Below are 18,304 nucleotides of genomic sequence, written 5' to 3'. Positions count from 1 at the left end.
TGAAGCTGGTTTTACTGAAACAGGCATTGCTTCATGGTATGGCCGTAAATTTCATGGCCACGATACGTCTAACGGTGAGCCTTACGATATGTTTGCTATGACGGCTGCACATAAGACCTTACCTTTACCCAGTTTTGTTCGTGTAACAAATTTAGAAAATGGCAATACTGCTATTGTCCGGGTGAACGATCGTGGTCCATTTCATGATGATCGTATTATTGATTTATCGTATGCTGCAGCCTATAAACTTGGTTATCACCGTCAAGGCACAGCAAAAGTAAAAATTGAAGCTCTGCTTCCTGAGACAAATCATCACAATGCCTATATTCAAATTGCAGCTGCACAAAGTGTGGAGCAATTAGGTGTGCTCGCGAAAGAGTTAACCTATGAATATCAGGTAGACAGTAAAATTGTGAAAAAAGATGGAATTTATCGCCTGCGACTTGGTCCAATCGACAACGCACAAGTAGCCAAAGAATTACTCGATAAAATTAAAGCTAACAGTCATCGAAACGCATTCATGCTTTACAGTGACTGATTGCTTTAGGATAATTAACTTAAAATACCCAAAACTAATACAATTGACCCAAAAAGCCAATGAATCGAATTAAAAAAACAGTTATTGCTGCGATTGCAGCAGCGTCGTGCTTTTCTCTGCAAGCACAAATCATCCCTGCTCCGCCTCAAATTAATGCCAAGGGTTATTTCTTAGTAGACTTTACGACAGGTAAAGTCATTGCCGAAGGTGAAGCAGATACTAAATTAGCACCAGCCAGTTTAACCAAAATGATGACAAGTTATGTTATCGGCCTTGAAGTTGAAAACGGCAATATTTCACTCGATGATCAAGTAACCATCAGTGAAAAAGCATGGGCTAAAAATTTTCCTGATTCATCAAAAATGTTTATTGAAGTGGGTAAACAAGTATCTGTTGAAGATTTAAACCGCGGTATTATCGTTCAATCAGGTAATGATGCGTGTGTTGCTATGGCTGAACACATTGCAGGTAGCGAAGCCGCATTTGCTGATTTGATGAACGCCCATGCGCAAAAGCTAGGCATGACAAATACGCACTTTATTAATAGTCACGGTTTAGATACCACTGAGCATTATACAACTCCGCGAGATATGGCAACTTTGGGTGTAGCGCTTATCCGTGATGTACCTGCAGAATATGCGCTGTATGCTGAAAAATCATTTACCTATAATGGCATAAAACAGTATAACCGTAACTCATTGTTATGGGATGAGAATTTAAATGTTGATGGCATTAAAACAGGCCACACCAGCGAAGCAGGCTATAGCCTTGTAACCTCAGCTAAAAAAGGCAATATGCGTTTAGTATCAGTGGTTATGGGCACAAAAAGCGAGCGTTCTCGTGCAACAGAAAGCCGCAAGCTACTTAACTATGGCTTCCGTTTCTTCGAAACTGTAACACCGTATAAAGCAGGCGATAGCTTTGCTGAACAACGCATTTGGATGGGCCATAAAGAAACGGTTTCACTTGGTATTTTAGAAGATACGCCAATCACTATTCCGCGCGGTCAGATGAAAAACCTTAAAGCAAATTTTGAACTTGACCAGACACTAGAAGCACCTTTAGCTAAAGGCGTTAAAGTAGGTACCCTTTTCCTACAACTTGACGGTGAAGATATTGCACAGTATCCGCTTGTAACACTTGAAGAAATTAATGAAGGTAGTTTCTTCAGCAAGATTTACGACTATATTCGTCTGCAAATCAGCAATTAGTCGTTAACAAGTTTTAAAAAAGCGCCAAGTGGCGCTTTTTTTGTGAATTCTAGCAACAGCTTTTCATGGTCTAAAATACCTACAAAGATTAACAAGTGCTTAAACACAGATAAACATTATTAATAAGCGTTTTTTTGAATTTATGTTAGACTAGCGGGCATTTTCTTATGACCAGCTAAATGGTCGTAATAACCCTATAGTTACTGAGGTGAAATGTGGTTAATCCAGTTAAAAATACAAAATTTGACGAGTTTTTAGAGTTTCCTTGTCCATTTACTTTTAAGGTAATGGGTCTGGCAAACGTCGACTTAACTTCGCAAGTTTTAGCTGTGATGCAAAAATTAGCCCCTGGCGACTACGCTCCAAAAACCAAAGCGAGCAGTAAAGGAAACTATGAGTCGGTAAGTCTGGTTGCAACCGTCACTAGCAAAGAACACATCGAATCAATTTATACTGAGCTTGGCTCAATTGCAGACGTACGCTACGTACTATAAGGCCAACACACATGCCTAAATTGATCGTTCGCCAGCTTAATCGTCAAGATTACGAACCTGTATGGCAAGCAATGCAACACTACACAGATACCCGTGACGATGACGCTGCTGATGAAATTTGGTTAGTGGAGCACAATCCAGTGTTTACACAAGGCCAAGCAGGTAAAGAAGAACACTTATTAATGACCGGCGATATTCCGGTGGTTAAAGTTGATCGTGGTGGACAAGTTACCTATCACGGCCCCGGTCAACAAGTACTGTATGTACTGTTTAATTTGCGTCGGCTGAAAATTGGCGTGCGTGAATTAGTTACGTGGCTTGAAGAAACAGTAATCGATACACTGAAAGACTTTGGTATAAATGCCTATGCGAAAGCCGATGCACCAGGCGTTTATGTGGATGATAAGAAAATCGCTTCACTAGGCCTTCGTGTTAGACGCGGCTGTTCTTTTCACGGTCTTGCATTGAATATTGATATGGATATGGAGCCGTTTTTACGTATAAATCCATGTGGCTATGCCGGCATGGAAATGCTCCAGACCAAACAAATAAATGGTCCACAAACGCTTGCAGAAGCGTCAGACGGACTGGTTAAGCACTTAGTCAAACGACTAGGTAACACTGAATATGAGCAAGTAGTAGGTTTTTAATCGATGACTAAACCTGTAAAAATGCAACCGGGTGTAAAACTCCGTGATGCTGAAAAAATGGCACTTATCCCCGTCAAGGTTATGCCAACTGAAAAAGAAGAAATGCTTCGTAAGCCAGAATGGCTAAAGATCCGTTTACCAAAATCAAGTGAGCGCATCGATGGTATTAAAAGCGCAATGCGTAAGCATGGCCTTCACTCAGTATGTGAAGAAGCATCTTGTCCAAATTTATCAGAGTGCTTTAACCACGGCACAGCCACCTTTATGATTTTAGGCGCGATTTGTACTCGTCGTTGCCCGTTCTGTGATGTTGCACATGGTCGTCCTTTAAAGCCTGATGCCGAGGAGCCTGAAAAACTAGCGCTTACTATCAAAGATATGAAGCTTAGCTACGTTGTAATTACCTCAGTAGACCGTGATGACTTACGTGACGGTGGTGCCCAGCATTTTGCCGATTGTATTCGTGAAATTCGCAAGCACAACCCAGGTATTACGATTGAAATTTTAGTGCCGGACTTCCGTGGTCGTATGGAAAAAGCCCTTGAGATTTTAATTGATACACCACCTGATGTGTTCAATCACAATCTAGAAACGGCGCCTCGCCTGTATAAACTTGCGCGCCCTGGTGCAGATTATAAGTGGTCTCTTGAGTTACTTCGCCGCTTTAAAGAAGCGCATCCAAATGTGAAAACTAAGTCAGGTTTAATGGTTGGTTTAGGTGAAGAGATCAGCGAAATTGAAGCTGTGCTGCGCGATTTACGCGAGCACAACGTGGATATGTTAACCGTTGGTCAGTATTTGCAACCGTCAAAGCACCACTTACCAGTTAAACGTTACGTGCCACCAGCAGAATTTGATGCACTTAAAGACTATGCCGATGAAATTGGTTTTAGTCACGCAGCATGTGGCCCATTTGTTCGCTCAAGCTACCACGCGGATTTACAAGCCGCAGGTAAAGAAGTGAAATAAAAATTATAAAAAAAGCCAGCGACTCGCTGGCTTTTATATTTTCCCTTGTCGTAATGCACTTCGAATACAAAGTGGCGCAATCACCCGATGAAATGGCTTAATTAATGTCATATAAATACGTGCTTGCCAAGTCCGTAATTCAACTCGAGTCGCTATGACGAAAGAGTTTTCCTCAACACGCTTTACTGATAACCACATCGCCATATTACGCTCTTCACAAAAACTCACGACTTCAACTTCACTTACATGCATATACTCTAAAAAGCCGACTTTCTGCCCTACCCGCATATTGTCTAAACTACCAGCCATGGTGCTTTCGCTTGTTTTGAAGCCAAAGTAGCGAACAATTTTGTTTCTAAACCTCAAAAGTAGTGTTACTCCTTTTGGTAACTCGGCAAATATGGCGAAATAAACCTGCGCTGCACTAAGAGACTGTTTTGTTGTAGTAACTAAAAAAGCATCTTGATAACACGGAAAGTGACTTTTACACGGTATATTCAAGTCAGTTGAAAATTCTGCTGATTTAACCTTCATTTACTTTCGCTTCTGATTTAAAAGCATTTATTAATACTAAAAACCCCTCTTTATACCCCAGAATAAGCAACAGTGATGCAACTCCTCCGGGGATCAACACAGCCATAAGTAAAGGCCCCACAATAAAGCTATAACAGCCAATAAAAGGTATAAATATTAAAACACCAAGTATTCTTTTTAACGTATCCATACATTCCCTTAATTTTTTGAGCGCGCTCATTTTACATTTGAGCGCGCTCAAAAATCAACTCGAAATTTTATTGCGTTAAATTCTGAAGCTGTTTTAATAAGCGCAAAGCAAGGAGTAACGTGTGTCGAAAAAAGAACAAACTAAACAACTTATATTAGAAACAGCATGGCAACTTTTTCAAAAACAGGGTTATCAAGATACCAGCACACGCGATATAGCAACCCACGCGAAGGTTGCCAATGGCACTGTTTTTAGTCATTTCAAAAGTAAAATAGACATTTTAAGAGCGGGGTTTGAAGCACAATTAGAAAATGTGCTGCTTGAAGCTAGTAAAACCGATATAAGTAAAACAGCCGCTGGCCGAATGTGTCATTATGCCAATAGCCTTTACCCTTTTTACTTATCACAACGAGAGTTTAGCCGCGAATTACTTGCTACCATTATGTGGCAACAAGATGAACTCGCCCCACAATTAGCGCGTTTTAAAGCATTGCTTATCCATGATAACAATGCCAATGAAATGCAAGCAGATATAATCATCGATCTTTATTTTATGACCTTACTGCATGGACTCAATCAAATAGACAGTACAAGTAGTACACTGATTTTCTTATTAACATCAAAATTAGCGAATTTAAAATTACCTAATTAAGAAACAACTAGATGCATTTGATTTAAATTAAGCGTAAGTTAATAAAAGCAAAGTAGAATAGCCATAAATGCAACTATTTTTGCAATCACTCAAAATAAAGGAACTACTATGAATCGCTTTGCTAAACCATTGCTTTTATGTTCACTCATTGTTACTGGCTCAATGACCTTAGCAGGTTGTCAATCAGCACCCGAAGTTGAGGAAAAGTTAATGAACAGTCTACAAACTGAAGTTTACTATTTAGATCGCAGCATGCTGCCGCCTAATTCAGAATTAACTGTAACCCTTGAAGATGTTTCAAAAATGGATGTTGCATCTACCTTGATTAGCAGTAAATTAGTCACCCTGAATAACGCACCGCCTTATCAAGTTTCACTAGATTATGATAACGCCTTAATTAAAGAAAATATGCGCTACAATGTGCGCGCGCAAATTCGTAAAGACGGTAAATTGCTTTATACCTCAACACAATCAAATAACCCATTTGCATCCGACGAACCATTAAGAATTCGTGTGGAAAAGGTGGCACCACCCGTAATACCCAACGTGTCTCTTATAAATACTTACTGGAAAGCAATTGAACTTCAAGGCGAAAAGATAAAGACCCTTGAGGATAATCGTGAGCTTTTTGTTCAGCTGAAAAAAGATGGTAGTGTGAACGGCTTTGCTGGCTGTAATAACTTTATGGGCAGTTATGTTGCGAAAGAGTTTGGCCTTCGTTTTAAGGGCCTAGCATCTACAATGATGATGTGTCAGGGCAGTGCAAATCAATTAGATACAAGTATGCATCAAGTACTGCAAGATACCTTTGAGTTTAAAATCAAAGGTGAAACACTTACCTTATTTAATGAATCAAAAGAAAAGATTGCACAATTTAACGCTGTTTATTTTTAATAGTAAAGCGCTCAAACTAAGCACATAAAAAAAGCCGCTGTTCAAGCGGCTTCTTTTATTCTTCGACCAATTGTTCGCTGCGGTAAAAACCACCATCATCGGATAACAAGGAAACAAGTTCAGGTAAACACTTATCCATTGTTTGTTTGAGTGTCCAAGGCGGATTAATCACTATCATACCCGACGCTGTCATGCCTAACTCGTCAGAGTCTGCGCTAGTGGCTAATTCAAATAATTGAATATTACGAATACCTGAATTTATTAAGCCCGTTTCCATAATGTCAATGCGCTCTCGAGAAACCACAGGGTACCAAATCATGATGGTGCCGCTATTAAATTTCTCATAGGCTTTTTTAACCGTTTTAACAACTTGCTCGTAATCCGATTTAATTTCATAAGGCGGATCTATCAACACACAGCCGCGTTTTGCTTGAGGAGGTAATAAGCCTAGTAAGCCTTGAAAACCATTTTCTTTTCGCACAAATGTTTGTTTACGACGATTGCTTAACTCTGCCATATTGCTTTTGAGACTTTCGCTGTCTTTCGGATGAAGCTCAAACAACCAGCGCTTATCATGTTCACGCAATAAGCTATCAGCAACCAATGGCGACCCAGGATACACTTCAAGTTCATCTTGATTAAACTGTTTTACCTTGGCGACGTAATTAGCTATTGCCTCATTTTCACCTTGGTATTGCCACAACTTTGCTATGCCATCTAAATACTCTTGCGTTTTTTGCGCCTCAGCAGTTGCTAAACGGTAAACCCCCACGCCTGAGTGCGTATCGATGTATTCGAGAGTTTTATCTTTTTTAGTTAAATAAGAAAGCGTTTCAATTAACACTAAATGTTTAATAACATCCGCAGGATTTCCCGCATGAAACGAGTGGCGATAGCTCAGCATAAACAGCCCTAAATGTATTTTTAAGCCATTATACCCCTTTTCTTAACTCAGTATGGGTAGATTTTGTTCGGTTGAATCGAAATTAGCAAAATAACCTGAACTAAGCCTTGGTATTGTCATCAAAAACCCATATTTATGTCATATCTATTCTTTTTTAAGGCGTGCTATTATGAGCGACAATTTATACTCTACGCTACATACGTTAGTTGATCAGCTAATTTCCCAAAACCAAACTCTCAAGGAAGAAAACATTCACCTTGAGCAAGCATTATCAAAAACCAAAGATGAGCTTGAAACCACTCAGCTTGAACTAATGGAGTTAGAAGAATCTGCAAACTCCCAACATGCATCGTTAAATGAACTTGTCTCTAAGCTTAACCAAGCGGCAAGCTAATTTATGACTCAAGGTGATAATCGCGGACTCGCAATTACCCTACTCGGCAAACAACATATGGTTGCTTGTCCAAAAGGCAAAGAAGATGATTTGCTGGCAGCGGCACAAAGATTAAATACTGAGTTAAATGAATTTAAACTACGTGCACACACTAAAAGTGACGATAAAGTGTTATTGATGGTGGCATTAAACCTCTGCCATCAGCTGCTTAGCGCTGAATCAACGCATTCAGAGCAATTAAATGGACTGGTGAGTAAGTTATTACTCGCAATTAAATAGCATTTCATTTTTATCTACTACACATCTCACTACACGTTTACTTATTTTTAGTTTCATTGCTAGTTCAAAAGGGTAAACGTGTTTTCTTTTTTAAAACCACGAGATGTCTTAGTTTGCTCAAACGATTACCCCAAACAAATTTATGTGTTTATTTTACGTAAAGATTTTTCTGGAAATTATTAGCCCATTACGATATTAATGTGACACTTTCAATTTGTTGAAACTTTATTAACTATGCAAACATCACAACTATTTGGCATAAAACTACTCGTTATTAGTTTGGTGTTCTTTGCCGTTTTGATTGTCGATGCAGTATTAATAAGCCAACTACTAAATACCAATAACTCAATAAGCGTACTGCAAGTTCAATTATGGGGAAGCTGTTTTGTTGCTGGTGGTATTGTCGCAGGGATTTCCCTTTTACAGCTAAAAAAGATCAGCGCATTTCGTGTTTCTAGCTACCTAATTATGGCCTTGATTTTTATAGCCTTACCCTTTGTATTTGCAACAAGCCCTTATTCTTTAACGAGTTTTTTTAACTTCTTTTAAATCTTAAAGTTATAAACTTTTTTCAACTCTGCCATTTCTGATACTTTTTTCTTGTCTACACTTAGTTTCATAAAGGTTAATTAAGCAAGATAAAGGGCTCATTTTTATGTCGCGGCAATGTGTTTTAAATCTATACTATATGATGTTTTTCGTCATTATTGGTATTACCTCTGTCAATGCGGCTGCTTCAAAAAATAATCTTTGGCTCACAATTTCGAACAACCAACAGCTACCTAATCCAAAACACCCTTTAATAGATGAAAAACTTAGGTGGTACTTGCAGCAATCCTTCTATGCTAATGATATTTCTCTGAGGGCTAAACCTTATTTATATTATATTGTTGACGAGCTAAGAAAACGAAATATGCCGCTTGAACTAGCACTTTTGCCAATAGTAGAGAGTCAATATAGAATGACCGTCTCACATCGAGGCGCGGCTGGAATTTGGCAATTAATGCCTGTTATTGCAGAGTATTACAATGTACCAATCAATGAACACTATGACGGACGCTATGATTTAAAGCTATCAACCCAAGCTGCTCTCAGTTACCTACAAGACTTGTATGCTAAATTTGGGAATGATTGGTTATTAGCGATTGCAGCATATAATGCTGGTGAAGGTAAAATTAAAAGCGCAATCGCTAATAACAAGCGAAGCAAAAAACCAGCCAATTTTTGGCACTTAACCTTACCTAAAGAAACCCGCGAGTATGTACCTAAACTATTAGCACTCGATAAACTTCTTAAAACCAAACCAGGTTTTTTTACCGCGATCGAAAATAAGCCCGTTACCCGAATGATCGATATTGAACGACCTTTTTCAATATTAGTCATCGCTGAATTATTAAAAATCCCTAACACAGAACTTCTGAAACTAAACAATGCTTATATTGCGGATAAAAGTGCGCCACAAGGCCCTTATCATTTACTTTTACCGAACGAATTGGCAACCACCCTTGAGCAAATACTGCTGTTTAGCCAAATTGAAGTAGAAAAAGGGTATCGTGTTAAAAAAGGGGATTCATTGTATCGCTTAGCTAAATTAACCAATACCTCAATTGCTAAACTTAAATCTCTCAATCGCTTAACGTCTGATAAGCTGCTACTTGGGCAGGAGCTTATACTACCGGCGAGCAGTAAAACCATGCCTAACCTAGTGCGTGAGTACGCTATTAGCCGCTACATTAAGCGGGTAAAACCCGAAGTAGAAATTCTTGAGGTTAATTATGTTGTAAAACCAAGTGATTCGCTTTGGCATATTGCGACTCTTTTTGATGTTACTGTAAAACAACTACGTAAGTGGAACCAACTCAATAGTACGAGCATTATAAAACCTGGCCAAACATTGAGTATCAAGATAACTCAAACAAAAAAAATACCCATAGATAAAGATGTTACAACCGATATTGCACAGCAAATTCCCTTTTTAGGTGTAACCAATACTGCCCCATTAAACAATTGATTTTAGCGTCTTTAATCGATTTCATATATACTGCGACAAATAGTTAAAGTTAGGATTGTTATGCAAATCGCAAAAGATACTGTTGTAGAATTTCACTACACCGTTTTTGAAGGTGAAAACCAATTAGAATCAAGCAAAGATGGTGCACCATTAGCGTACCTTCACGGCCATGAAGGCATGTTACCAGGCTTAGAAAAAGCACTTGAAGATAAGTCTGCAGACGATAAATTTAGCGTTGAACTTGAAGCTAAAGATGCATATGGTCCGCGTCATGATAATGCGGTGCAACGCATTCCACTTAAGCACCTACAAGGCGCTAAAGTATGGAAACCTGGTATGACTGCATTAGTGCATACAGATCAAGGTCAACGTCAAGTAACGATTATCAAAGTGGGTCGATTTAATGCTGATTGTGATTTAAACCACCCATTTGCTGGTAAAGACCTAAAATTCGATATTGAAGTTGTATCAGTACGTGCAGCTACAAGCGAAGAGTTATCGCATGGCCATGTGCATGGTGCGGGCGGCTGCGGTCACTAATCAATGAGTAAAGTTGCAATCGTAACAGGTGGAAGTAAAGGCATTGGCGAAGCGACTGTGGCGCGGCTAATAGCTGATGAGTATATCGTTTATAACTTGGATATTACTCCATCAGAAACTGGTCAACATATTCTTTGTGATGTAAGCGATGTTGATGATGTTGCCAATGCGGTAACCACAATTGGTCAAAAACATGGGCAAATTGACGCGTTAGTTTCAAATGCGGGTCGTCACCTTTCTGCTACTATTGAAGACACCTCAGAACAGATGTTTGATGACCTCTTTGCACTTAACGTAAAAGGTGCTTATAGCCTGATTAAACATGCATTACCGTTTATGAAAACGCACGGTGGTGCAATTGTGTTGGTTGCTTCTGATCAAGCGCTAATTGGCAAAAAGAATTCCTTTGCTTATAACTTAACAAAGGCATCTCTTGCCTCAATGGCGCGCACAACAGCGCTTGATTATGCAAAGCACAACATTCGTGCTAACGCGGTCTGCCCAGGTACGATTGAAACACCACTTTATCATAATGCAATAGACAGCTATTGCGAAAAAAGCGGTGCCAATAAAGCTGAAATTCATGCTGAAGAAGCGGCTTTACAACCATTAAACCGATTAGGTCAAGCGACTGAAGTTGCTGACTACATAGGTTTTTTAGTGAGTGATAAAGCAAGTTTTATTACAGGTAGCTTACAGGTCATTGACGGTGGCTACACAGCACAGTAACGCTATTTTTGACCCTCACCTTCATCTTTTTTATTTAGATGAAGGTGATTATTTTTGGCTCAAGAATGCCCTTCCCCCATGGCCTCAACTTGCCATGCTGCAAAAAGACTTTTCAGTCAAAGACCTTATCTTAAATAGTGATTATACACTCAGTAATTTTGTACATATTGAGGCTGGATTTAATAACCAACAGCCTGAAAAGGAAATCGCGTTTCTTGAAAGCGCTATTGGTAAGTTACACAAGGCCATTGGGTATGCCCAAATAGATCTCGCGCCAAGTTCATTTGAAGAGCAAATAAAAACCTTACAAAAATTCAGCTCGTTTGTGGGTATTAGGGATATCACTGAAGATAACGATGCAATACGTTTACACGCAGATAACGTTAATCACAACTTTGCCTTATTAGCGAAAAATAAACTTATTTTTGAAGCACAATTTGAAATCAGTGAATTGCAACACACAAAACGTTTATGTGAGCTTGCCAAAGCAAACCCTAATCTAAATATCGTGCTCAATCACGCAGGCCTTGTCACACCACAAAATTATGAAAATTGGTTAACCGCGATTGTATTGCTGGCAAAAATTCCGAATATTTACATTAAATATTCAGGCTTTGAAATGCAGCAAATGACGCTTTCAAACACGTTTCGTAGGCAAATTTTTAAGGAAATAACAGAGAATTTCGCACTTGAGCGCGTTATGTTTGCCAGTAATTTCCCTATTTGCTTAATGACATCAAGCTATTTATCACTGTGGCAACATTATAAACAGCTCTGTGCTAACGAAGCGATATGGCAAAAACTAAGTTATGACAATGCATCACAGCTTTATAAATTTTAAAGATGCTTAAGCAATAAGTTTGAGTGCTTTTTCTACCTGATGCCAAGCATAATCATGTAATTTCCAATGCCCCGGTGACCAACCATCTAAAAACCGTGAAAAATCAGCCCATGCGATGGGATAAAGCGCTAACCAAGAATCAATAACATGATTTGCAATGGTCACAGAAAAACCTTCACATGCTTCAAGAAACGCTTGTTTATAGTATTGCAGCAACTCTTCTTCATATTTAAAACACTGCTCACTGGTAAACGCACTGCTTAGCAGTAACATCACATCGATAATGCCAATCCCACCACCAACATACTGAAAGTCGTAACCAACAATACAGTTACCTGCTTGCATAAAATTAGCAATTTTTGCATCACCATGAATAAGCGTTTGGTACTCACATGATTGCAGTATTATATCTAGCTCTAAAGCAGACTCTTTTAAAGCAATGTGTGACATTGCATTAAATTCATTTGGTCGCGTTGCCAAATGCCAATAACTTCCTTGATGCCATAAGCCCTCGGGGCATTTACCAAAATTTTGCGCATGAAAGTTTGCAAGCCAAAGTAAAATTTGTTTTACAGAGAAAACACTCTGCTCTGCAATTTCATGAAAACCCTCTTGTGCTAAATCACTTAATAACAAGTACTGTGTGTTTTCATTTTCAATAAATCCTAGGAAGCGGGGTGTTTTAACATTCAAATGCATCGCATATTGCCGATAAAACGCTTGCTCTACACGGTACGATTTAAGTTTACGCTTCGATGCAAAGTCACTGCTCCACCCTTTGGGGTGGTTAATTTGATTAGGCATAGAAATAGATTTTACAACAATGCTTTTTTGCTCTGGGCCAAATGACATGCGCTGTAAACTGCCAAAGCCGCTCCAAACTGTTTTGAAGGATTCAACGTTACAAATATGACGCTCACCTAGAACATCACAAATTTTATTTTGTATTTGCTTGTTTAGCATATCTAACCCTGTAAAACCAACTGTACTAGCTTAACATAATTAGATTTAGAGCAAAAAAAAGAGCAGCACTAGCTGCTCTTAGCATCAACGAATAACAATTAGAAATTCTGTTTAGTCGCTTTGTAGCTCAGAGTAACATTTGCATATGGCAAGATCCCGCGCAGACGGAAATACCATTTTCCTTCAGCTGGCTTGTCTAATGTACATGTCTCATTGCTACCCCATAAGTACGGGCGACAATCGTATTTAAAGAAGTTAGGCTGTTTGCCATGGCGTACATATAAATCAGCTTCACCATCACCTTCTATCGTTACTTCTAACGTATCAAAGCCTGCTGGTAACTCTATAGTACGGTGATCCCACCAGAACCAACCAGATAAGTTTTCAAATTTTCCTTCAAAGATTGTTGGCTCAGGACGTGTATCAAAGTCAATTACAATAGGGTCATGATCTGATGCACGGTATGGCGTATCAGCATATAAGCTAGCTAGGTGCTTTTCAGACTTATATTCCATGTTGTAATCAAGCGATACTGGTTCATCAGCGTTAATATGCCAATCTTGAATACCCACAACTTTATCGTACATACTGCTTGATGCAAAAGCGTGATCTAAGCTACCAATACGACCTTGATAAACATACGAATAATCACGTGTATGGCCAAAGCGTTGTTTCTTAATGTTAACAAAACCATTATTCACAAATGCGTAGATTGGATCTTCTTCACCATAGGCATTCATATCGCCCAGAATAACCATATCCTCATCGGCAACCGTTGTTGGATTTGTTGCAAGCCATTCGTTTAACTTATTTACTGCATTAACACGTGTTTGGTTCCAACAACCTTGGCCATCTTTCTGATCAGAATCTAAGCCTTCTGCCTTGCTACAACTACCCTTTGAACGTAAGTGAGTAATCACAACAGAAAAGGTTTCTTTGGTTAGTTTGTCAGTAAACGTTTGCATTACTGGTGGGCGGTTACCATAGTCAAAAGGTTCAGCTTCAGTAAATGCCGCAGTGCCCACTTCTTCAACTTTGTTGCTGCGATAGATGATTGCAGACATAATTGCGTCACCACCGACCTGCTCTGTGCCTAAATTAACAAACGCATAAGTATCATTTGCTTGCGCAGCATTTAGAGATGCAACTAAATCCGCAATCGCACTTAAATCAGAAAAACCATCGTTTTCCATTTCAAGCAAACCAATCACGTCAGCATTTAACGCTAAAATTGCATTTACCGTTTTTGCTTTTTGACGCTCAAATTCTTCAGCAGTATCTGCGCCACGTGCAGTTGGGAAACCACCACCTTGGCCGTCACCATTAAAGTAGTTAAGCACGTTAAAGCTTGCGATACGTACATAGCTGTTTTCAACATTCTCTGGCGCTTCTGTGCGCAGGTTTTCTTGAATAAAGTTTGGCGTGACAGTTGGATGAATACGGAATTGACTGTAACCATAACCCATTACACCAGTAAGACCTGTCACTTTATCACCAAGACGAAGGGTATTGTACGCGTCAAGTTCAGGCGTAGGATAAGGGATCACTTCAGGGTTTTGTGAACTTGAGCCGTCATCTAATGTGATAGATTTAAGCTTATTTTCAACTTCTACTGCATTTGCTGCATCGCCAGGAAGGGCAACTTGCGTGCTTTGGAATAAACGCTCGGTACCAAGCTTTAGTTCACCATAACGTGAAAGACCATAAGTATCATTTACGACTAATTCATTTGATACAGTTACCAGCATGCCTTCATAAGCTTCTAGGCCATTATCAGCAGGCAGTGACACTTCAACAGGTGCAAAGCTCTCTGTACCACATACTTTTAAATCACTAACAAAATTAAGCTGCGTTTGCCCGTACTTTTCTTCTACCTTAGCGCGTAATTTAACAACATCGCCTTCAGCTACTGGTTGTTTGTTGTAATAAACAAAAATACCTTCTGAAGTCATTACATCACTGTCTTGATCAAATGACTCTTCTTGTAAGAAGAAACCTTTTAACTGATCATCGCCTTGTAATGAGGATGTAACAACGGCTTGTACTTCAACTGTTTCCCCGTTCAGTAAACTTGCATCACCATTGCCCTGAATTGCGCTAATGAGTGTTGCATCTCCACCACACTCAACAGGATCTGGCTCTTCGGTTTGCTGGTTATGACTACCTACATTTGAAAAATCATCTTTTGGCAACGCCATCCATTCAAGTTCACCGTCAAACTCAGCAAAAGCATCTACACGACCAGACTTTACAGACTCTAAACGCACTAAAGAGCGATCTTGCGTACGTACATCGCCACTAACCCATGCCGAACCAGGATCAACACCGATTTGACCTAAGCTATCGATTACAACGTCGCTATTGGTTAATGTAACTGCGTCATCACCATTAAACCAACTACCATCAGTATCAAGTTGCGCTTTCGCTTTTAACTCTTCAGCCGCACGCGAGTGCGCTACAACGTATGTCGTATTAGGTGCAAGTTCACCTGATAAAGTAATGGTGCGACCGACTTCAGTTTTACCATTAAAGTAGAAGTTAAGTGCGTAAGTTGATAAATCAACAGCCGTGTCACCTGTGTTATAAATTTCAACTGCTTTATTGTAGCTGCCGCCTTCAACGTATTCTGAAATAATAACGTTTGCGTTTGCACTTGCTGTCGCAAGCGTGATCGCACTCGCCAAAAGTGTTTTTCTCAACATTTTCTTGTTCCCGATTTTGTTTTACCCGACTAAGGAGCATCGTATGCTAGGCATATAAAGTGACAAATCAATTACAAATTAGCCTTTATTTACAGTGATTTACGATTAATTTAACATCTTAGAAACACCTTGAAATAGAAGGACGAATGTCCGGTGTTTTTACTATTTTTAGGAATAAGAGTTTTAAATTAATCCGATTATGGAATTAACAGAACGAATTTTTAATTCCTTTAGGACATATGACCTTGTTGCCTAGATACTTTAGCAAACGGAAATCGATTACATATCGCCACATGCCATAAATGAAGAGCAAACATTAAATTACCCAACTTGCACACACGTATTTAATGTGGCCTTTTAAATAAGTAATAAAACGAGTAAATGCGAAAAATTTAAGAGCACAAACTTGTAGGTGTTTTAGCGGAAAAAATAATAGTGCAGAGGGAGGGATAAACGTAAATACATCCATGTATTTACTCACTTCGCGGCGCCTTCGCGGTTCAAATTATTACCATAATTTGTCGAACCCAAATCGAGGACCTCACCCTGCTTAGAAACTGCGGGCATAAAAAACGCCTGAGCGATGCTCAAGCGTTTTCTTTAACTCTAGAATGACGGAGAGGGAGGGATAAACTTAAATACATCCCTGTATTTACCCGCTTCGCGGTTCAAATTATTCCCGATAATTTGTCGAACCCGAATCGAGGGTCTCATCTTCCATAGAAAGTGTAGGCATAAAAAACGTCTGAGTGATGCTCAAGCGTTTTCTTTAAATCTATAATGGTCCAGAGGGAGGGATAAACTTAAAGACATCCCTGTATTTACCCGCTTCGTGGCGCCTTCGCGGTTCAAATTATTCCCGATAATTTGTCGAACCCAAATCGAGGGCCTCACCCTGCTTAGAAACTGCGGGCATAAAAAAACGCCTGAGTGATGCTCAAGCGTTTTCTTTAAATCGATAATGGCGGAGAGGGAGGGATTCGAACCCTCGATAGGGGTTAGCCTATACACGAGTTCCAGTCGTGCGCCTTCAGCCACTCAGCCACCTCTCCGCAGTACATTGCGCTTTGCAATGTGGGGCGTATCTTATGCAATGCATTGATTGTAAGCAAGTACTTTTTAGAACACTGAATGTGAGCGACTAAAATTACAACAAATTAAGTTAAGTATTGTTTGTAGTTGCCAACTTTAACGATGCCGAAAAATCTAACATGCGATTAAGCGAGCGTAGTGCGCCTTCACGCAGTTCCATATCTACAAAGACTTCTTTGCCACTTGCATCTAGTAACGCTTCTTCAATCGCTTTAAGGCCATTCATTGCCATCCAAGGGCAATGTGCACAGCTGCGGCAAGTTGCGCCTTCGCCTTGAGTAGGAGCTTCAAAGAACTCTTTTTCAGGACACAATTGCTGCATTTTATAAAAAATACCGCGATCCGTTGCCACGATGAACTTTTGGTTGTCCATCTCTTGCGCTGCTTTAATAAGCTGGCTCGTTGAACCTACTGCATCAGCAAGGTCAACAATTTCTGCTGGTGACTCTGGGTGTACAAGTACTGCCGCGTCTGGGTGCAGAGCTTTCATGTCTTTAAGCGCTTTGGTTTTGAACTCATCGTGAACAATACATGCGCCATTCCACATGATCATGTCAGCACCAGTTTGCTTTTGAATGTAAGAACCTAAATGCTTATCTGGGCCCCAAATAATTTTATCGCCCTGCTCATCGAGGTGTTCAACTATTTCAAGTGCACAGCTTGAGGTAACAATCCAGTCTGCACGTGCTTTTACTGCTGTTGATGTATTAGCGTAAACCACTACTTTACGATCAGGATGCTGGTCACAAAACGCTGAGAATTCATCAATTGGGCAACCCACATCAAGTGAACACGTTGCTTCTAGGGTTGGCATCACAACTGTTTTTTCAGGTGTTAAAATTTTGGCTGTTTCACCCATAAAACGTACACCCGCGACAACAATCGTTTTTGCTGAATGTTTACTACCAAAACGCGCCATCTCTAACGAGTCAGCAACACAACCACCGGTTTCTTCTGCCAGTGCTTGGATTTCCGGATCGGTATAGTAGTGTGCAACTAATACCGCATCCTTTTCTTTTAAAAGCGATTTGATACGTTCTTTATAAGCCAGTTTTTCATCATCTGATAATGGTGCTGGCTTTGGAGGAAAGATGTAATCCTCTGGCATAATTTGTTCAGCTAAGCTCATTTCTCTCGACCGTGAAATGCTATGGGAAATTGCCGCGAATTATACTGAAAATGGTAGGTGAATAACAGTTTCGTATTTGATTTTTAAAATTGAATTTGCTGAAGATGATTTGAAATTTAGGAAATGGTGGGTCATGATGGACTTGAACCATCGACCAATGGATTAAAAGTCCACTGCTCTACCAACTGAGCTAATGACCCGCTCTGAGTGTAAGTGCCATTAATACGTCCTGTAGGGATATTCCAGCTCGTCGTTCTGGCTCGCGTTTAACTAACTGCGAAACTTCGTTTCGGTTTAGTATCACCCAACTGAGCTAATGACCCGCTCATAGATGCGTACGCTTAAAATAGAAAGATCTGTGAATGGTGGGTCATGATGGACTTGAACCATCGACCAATGGATTAAAAGTCCACTGCTCTACCAACTGAGCTAATGACCCGCTCATAGATGCATTACGCAAAAAATAGAAAGATCTGTGAATGGTGGGTCATGATGGACTTGAACCATCGACCAATGGATTAAAAGTCCACTGCTCTACCAACTGAGCTAATGACCCGCTCATAGATGCATTACGCAAAAAATAGAAAG

General features: G+C 39.8%; 20 protein-coding genes and 4 tRNA genes. 14 read left to right on the top strand and 10 right to left on the bottom strand.

From position 1 onward, the window contains the following. The 5 genes from ABYD77_RS11500 to lipA form a co-directional block, all read left to right on the top strand. Positions 1-538: septal ring lytic transglycosylase RlpA family protein (locus tag ABYD77_RS11500; protein WP_372769987.1), on the top strand; the 538-nt coding region annotated here is incomplete at its 5' end. 59 nt (positions 539-597) lie between these two features. Beyond that, positions 598-1,749 (top strand): serine hydrolase, encoded by a 1,152-nt coding sequence (locus tag ABYD77_RS11495; protein WP_372769985.1) that lies wholly within the window; start codon positions 598-600, stop codon positions 1,747-1,749. Positions 1,750-1,964: 215 nt separating this feature from the next. Continuing rightward, positions 1,965-2,243, top strand: a complete 279-nt coding sequence (gene ybeD / locus ABYD77_RS11490; protein ID WP_038641023.1) for a DUF493 family protein YbeD — start codon at positions 1,965-1,967, stop codon at positions 2,241-2,243. Positions 2,244-2,254: 11 nt separating this feature from the next. Then, complete coding sequence (lipB, locus tag ABYD77_RS11485; RefSeq protein ID WP_372769983.1) at positions 2,255-2,893, top strand: lipoyl(octanoyl) transferase LipB; 639 nt, start codon at positions 2,255-2,257, stop codon at positions 2,891-2,893. 3 nt (positions 2,894-2,896) lie between these two features. Continuing rightward, the gene (gene lipA, locus ABYD77_RS11480) at positions 2,897-3,862 is read left to right on the top strand and encodes a lipoyl synthase (protein ID WP_372769981.1); all 966 of its coding nucleotides are present in this window, start codon (positions 2,897-2,899) and stop codon (positions 3,860-3,862) included. 33 nt (positions 3,863-3,895) lie between these two features. Here lipA and ABYD77_RS11475 read toward each other — a convergent pair whose 3' ends face one another. Both ABYD77_RS11475 and ABYD77_RS11470 read right to left on the bottom strand, forming a co-directional pair. Further along, positions 3,896-4,396 carry a DUF2867 domain-containing protein gene (locus tag ABYD77_RS11475; RefSeq protein WP_372769979.1) on the bottom strand — a complete coding sequence of 167 codons (501 nt, stop codon included), beginning with the start codon at positions 4,394-4,396 and terminating at the stop codon, positions 3,896-3,898. After that, entirely contained in the window at positions 4,386-4,586 is a 201-nt protein-coding gene (locus ABYD77_RS11470; protein ID WP_372769977.1) for a hypothetical protein, read from the bottom strand. The genes ABYD77_RS11475 and ABYD77_RS11470 overlap by 11 nt, the downstream gene beginning before the upstream one ends. A gap of 121 nt (positions 4,587-4,707) precedes the next feature. Between ABYD77_RS11470 and ABYD77_RS11465 the strand changes: the two genes are divergently transcribed. Together ABYD77_RS11465 and ABYD77_RS11460 are read left to right on the top strand one after the other, a co-directional pair. Then, entirely contained in the window at positions 4,708-5,238 is a 531-nt protein-coding gene (locus ABYD77_RS11465; protein WP_372769975.1) for a TetR/AcrR family transcriptional regulator, read from the top strand. A gap of 108 nt (positions 5,239-5,346) precedes the next feature. Next, complete coding sequence (locus ABYD77_RS11460; RefSeq protein ID WP_372769973.1) at positions 5,347-6,132, top strand: META domain-containing protein; 786 nt, start codon at positions 5,347-5,349, stop codon at positions 6,130-6,132. A gap of 55 nt (positions 6,133-6,187) precedes the next feature. On the opposite strand, the gene ABYD77_RS11455 is transcribed toward ABYD77_RS11460, so the two are convergent. Then, positions 6,188-7,036: a 23S rRNA (adenine(2030)-N(6))-methyltransferase RlmJ gene (locus ABYD77_RS11455; RefSeq protein WP_372769971.1), complete on the bottom strand. Its 849-nt coding sequence runs from the start codon at positions 7,034-7,036 to the stop codon at positions 6,188-6,190. A 169-nt stretch (positions 7,037-7,205) separates the two neighbouring features. Between ABYD77_RS11455 and ABYD77_RS11450 the strand changes: the two genes are divergently transcribed. From ABYD77_RS11450 to ABYD77_RS11420, 7 genes are all read left to right on the top strand, one after another. Continuing rightward, on the top strand, positions 7,206-7,430 hold the full coding sequence (locus ABYD77_RS11450) for a DUF904 domain-containing protein (RefSeq protein WP_372769969.1): 225 nt from the start codon (positions 7,206-7,208) through the stop codon (positions 7,428-7,430). A gap of 3 nt (positions 7,431-7,433) precedes the next feature. After that, positions 7,434-7,709 carry a cell division protein ZapA gene (locus ABYD77_RS11445; RefSeq protein WP_372769967.1) on the top strand — a complete coding sequence of 92 codons (276 nt, stop codon included), beginning with the start codon at positions 7,434-7,436 and terminating at the stop codon, positions 7,707-7,709. Positions 7,710-7,943: 234 nt separating this feature from the next. Beyond that, complete coding sequence (locus ABYD77_RS11440) at positions 7,944-8,258, top strand: hypothetical protein (protein ID WP_372769965.1); 315 nt, start codon at positions 7,944-7,946, stop codon at positions 8,256-8,258. A gap of 106 nt (positions 8,259-8,364) precedes the next feature. Beyond that, positions 8,365-9,720 (top strand): LysM peptidoglycan-binding domain-containing protein, encoded by a 1,356-nt coding sequence (locus ABYD77_RS11435; RefSeq protein WP_372769963.1) that lies wholly within the window; start codon positions 8,365-8,367, stop codon positions 9,718-9,720. Between the two features lie 60 nt (positions 9,721-9,780). Beyond that, positions 9,781-10,260: a peptidylprolyl isomerase gene (locus tag ABYD77_RS11430; protein ID WP_372769961.1), complete on the top strand. Its 480-nt coding sequence runs from the start codon at positions 9,781-9,783 to the stop codon at positions 10,258-10,260. A gap of 3 nt (positions 10,261-10,263) precedes the next feature. Continuing rightward, positions 10,264-10,989, top strand: coding sequence for an SDR family NAD(P)-dependent oxidoreductase (locus ABYD77_RS11425; protein WP_372769959.1), 726 nt, complete (start codon positions 10,264-10,266; stop codon positions 10,987-10,989). After that, a complete protein-coding gene (locus ABYD77_RS11420) occupies positions 10,970-11,830 on the top strand; it encodes an amidohydrolase (RefSeq protein ID WP_372769957.1) in 861 nt (286 codons plus the stop codon). Before ABYD77_RS11425 ends, ABYD77_RS11420 begins: the two co-directional genes overlap by 20 nt. Before the next feature lie 6 nt (positions 11,831-11,836). Here ABYD77_RS11420 and ABYD77_RS11415 read toward each other — a convergent pair whose 3' ends face one another. From ABYD77_RS11415 to ABYD77_RS11385, 7 genes are all read right to left on the bottom strand, one after another. After that, the gene (locus ABYD77_RS11415; protein WP_372769955.1) at positions 11,837-12,793 is read right to left on the bottom strand and encodes a phosphotransferase; all 957 of its coding nucleotides are present in this window, start codon (positions 12,791-12,793) and stop codon (positions 11,837-11,839) included. A gap of 98 nt (positions 12,794-12,891) precedes the next feature. Continuing rightward, a complete protein-coding gene (locus ABYD77_RS11410) occupies positions 12,892-15,495 on the bottom strand; it encodes an ExeM/NucH family extracellular endonuclease (protein ID WP_372769953.1) in 2,604 nt (867 codons plus the stop codon). A gap of 962 nt (positions 15,496-16,457) precedes the next feature. Next, a tRNA-Ser gene (locus ABYD77_RS11405) sits at positions 16,458-16,547 on the bottom strand. A gap of 110 nt (positions 16,548-16,657) precedes the next feature. Beyond that, positions 16,658-17,716, bottom strand: coding sequence for a quinolinate synthase NadA (nadA, locus tag ABYD77_RS11400; RefSeq protein ID WP_274762976.1), 1,059 nt, complete (start codon positions 17,714-17,716; stop codon positions 16,658-16,660). A 124-nt stretch (positions 17,717-17,840) separates the two neighbouring features. Continuing rightward, positions 17,841-17,916 (bottom strand) — tRNA-Lys (locus ABYD77_RS11395). A 163-nt stretch (positions 17,917-18,079) separates the two neighbouring features. Beyond that, positions 18,080-18,155 (bottom strand) — tRNA-Lys (locus tag ABYD77_RS11390). Between the two features lie 41 nt (positions 18,156-18,196). After that, positions 18,197-18,272: transfer RNA gene (locus ABYD77_RS11385), tRNA-Lys, on the bottom strand. Positions 18,273-18,304: the final 32 nt, after the last annotated feature.

The sequence above is a fragment of the Pseudoalteromonas sp. genome, assembly GCF_041629635.1.
In the GTDB taxonomy this organism is placed as follows: domain Bacteria; phylum Pseudomonadota; class Gammaproteobacteria; order Enterobacterales; family Alteromonadaceae; genus Pseudoalteromonas.
Note: the sequence above shows the minus strand (reverse complement) of the source record. Positions and strands in the feature narration are given on the sequence as shown.

Bases quoted from the DNA above. Each gene is read 5' to 3' on its own strand.
- ABYD77_RS11445 (WP_372769967.1), top strand. From the start codon at position 7,434: ATGACTCAAGGTGATAATCGCGGACTCGCAATTACCCTACTCGGCAAA.
- ABYD77_RS11430 (WP_372769961.1), top strand. From the start codon at position 9,781: ATGCAAATCGCAAAAGATACTGTTGTAGAATTTCACTACACCGTTTTT.
- ABYD77_RS11450 (WP_372769969.1), top strand. From the start codon at position 7,206: ATGAGCGACAATTTATACTCTACGCTACATACGTTAGTTGATCAGCTA.
- ABYD77_RS11415 (WP_372769955.1), bottom strand. From the start codon at position 12,793: ATGCTAAACAAGCAAATACAAAATAAAATTTGTGATGTTCTAGGTGAG.
- ABYD77_RS11425 (WP_372769959.1), top strand. From the start codon at position 10,264: ATGAGTAAAGTTGCAATCGTAACAGGTGGAAGTAAAGGCATTGGCGAA.
- ABYD77_RS11475 (WP_372769979.1), bottom strand. From the start codon at position 4,396: ATGAAGGTTAAATCAGCAGAATTTTCAACTGACTTGAATATACCGTGT.
- ABYD77_RS11440 (WP_372769965.1), top strand. From the start codon at position 7,944: ATGCAAACATCACAACTATTTGGCATAAAACTACTCGTTATTAGTTTG.
- nadA (WP_274762976.1), bottom strand. From the start codon at position 17,716: ATGAGCTTAGCTGAACAAATTATGCCAGAGGATTACATCTTTCCTCCA.
- ABYD77_RS11470 (WP_372769977.1), bottom strand. From the start codon at position 4,586: ATGGATACGTTAAAAAGAATACTTGGTGTTTTAATATTTATACCTTTT.
- ABYD77_RS11495 (WP_372769985.1), top strand. From the start codon at position 598: ATGAATCGAATTAAAAAAACAGTTATTGCTGCGATTGCAGCAGCGTCG.
- ABYD77_RS11455 (WP_372769971.1), bottom strand. From the start codon at position 7,036: ATGCTGAGCTATCGCCACTCGTTTCATGCGGGAAATCCTGCGGATGTT.
- lipA (WP_372769981.1), top strand. From the start codon at position 2,897: ATGACTAAACCTGTAAAAATGCAACCGGGTGTAAAACTCCGTGATGCT.
- ABYD77_RS11435 (WP_372769963.1), top strand. From the start codon at position 8,365: ATGTCGCGGCAATGTGTTTTAAATCTATACTATATGATGTTTTTCGTC.
- ABYD77_RS11460 (WP_372769973.1), top strand. From the start codon at position 5,347: ATGAATCGCTTTGCTAAACCATTGCTTTTATGTTCACTCATTGTTACT.
- ABYD77_RS11410 (WP_372769953.1), bottom strand. From the start codon at position 15,495: ATGTTGAGAAAAACACTTTTGGCGAGTGCGATCACGCTTGCGACAGCA.
- lipB (WP_372769983.1), top strand. From the start codon at position 2,255: ATGCCTAAATTGATCGTTCGCCAGCTTAATCGTCAAGATTACGAACCT.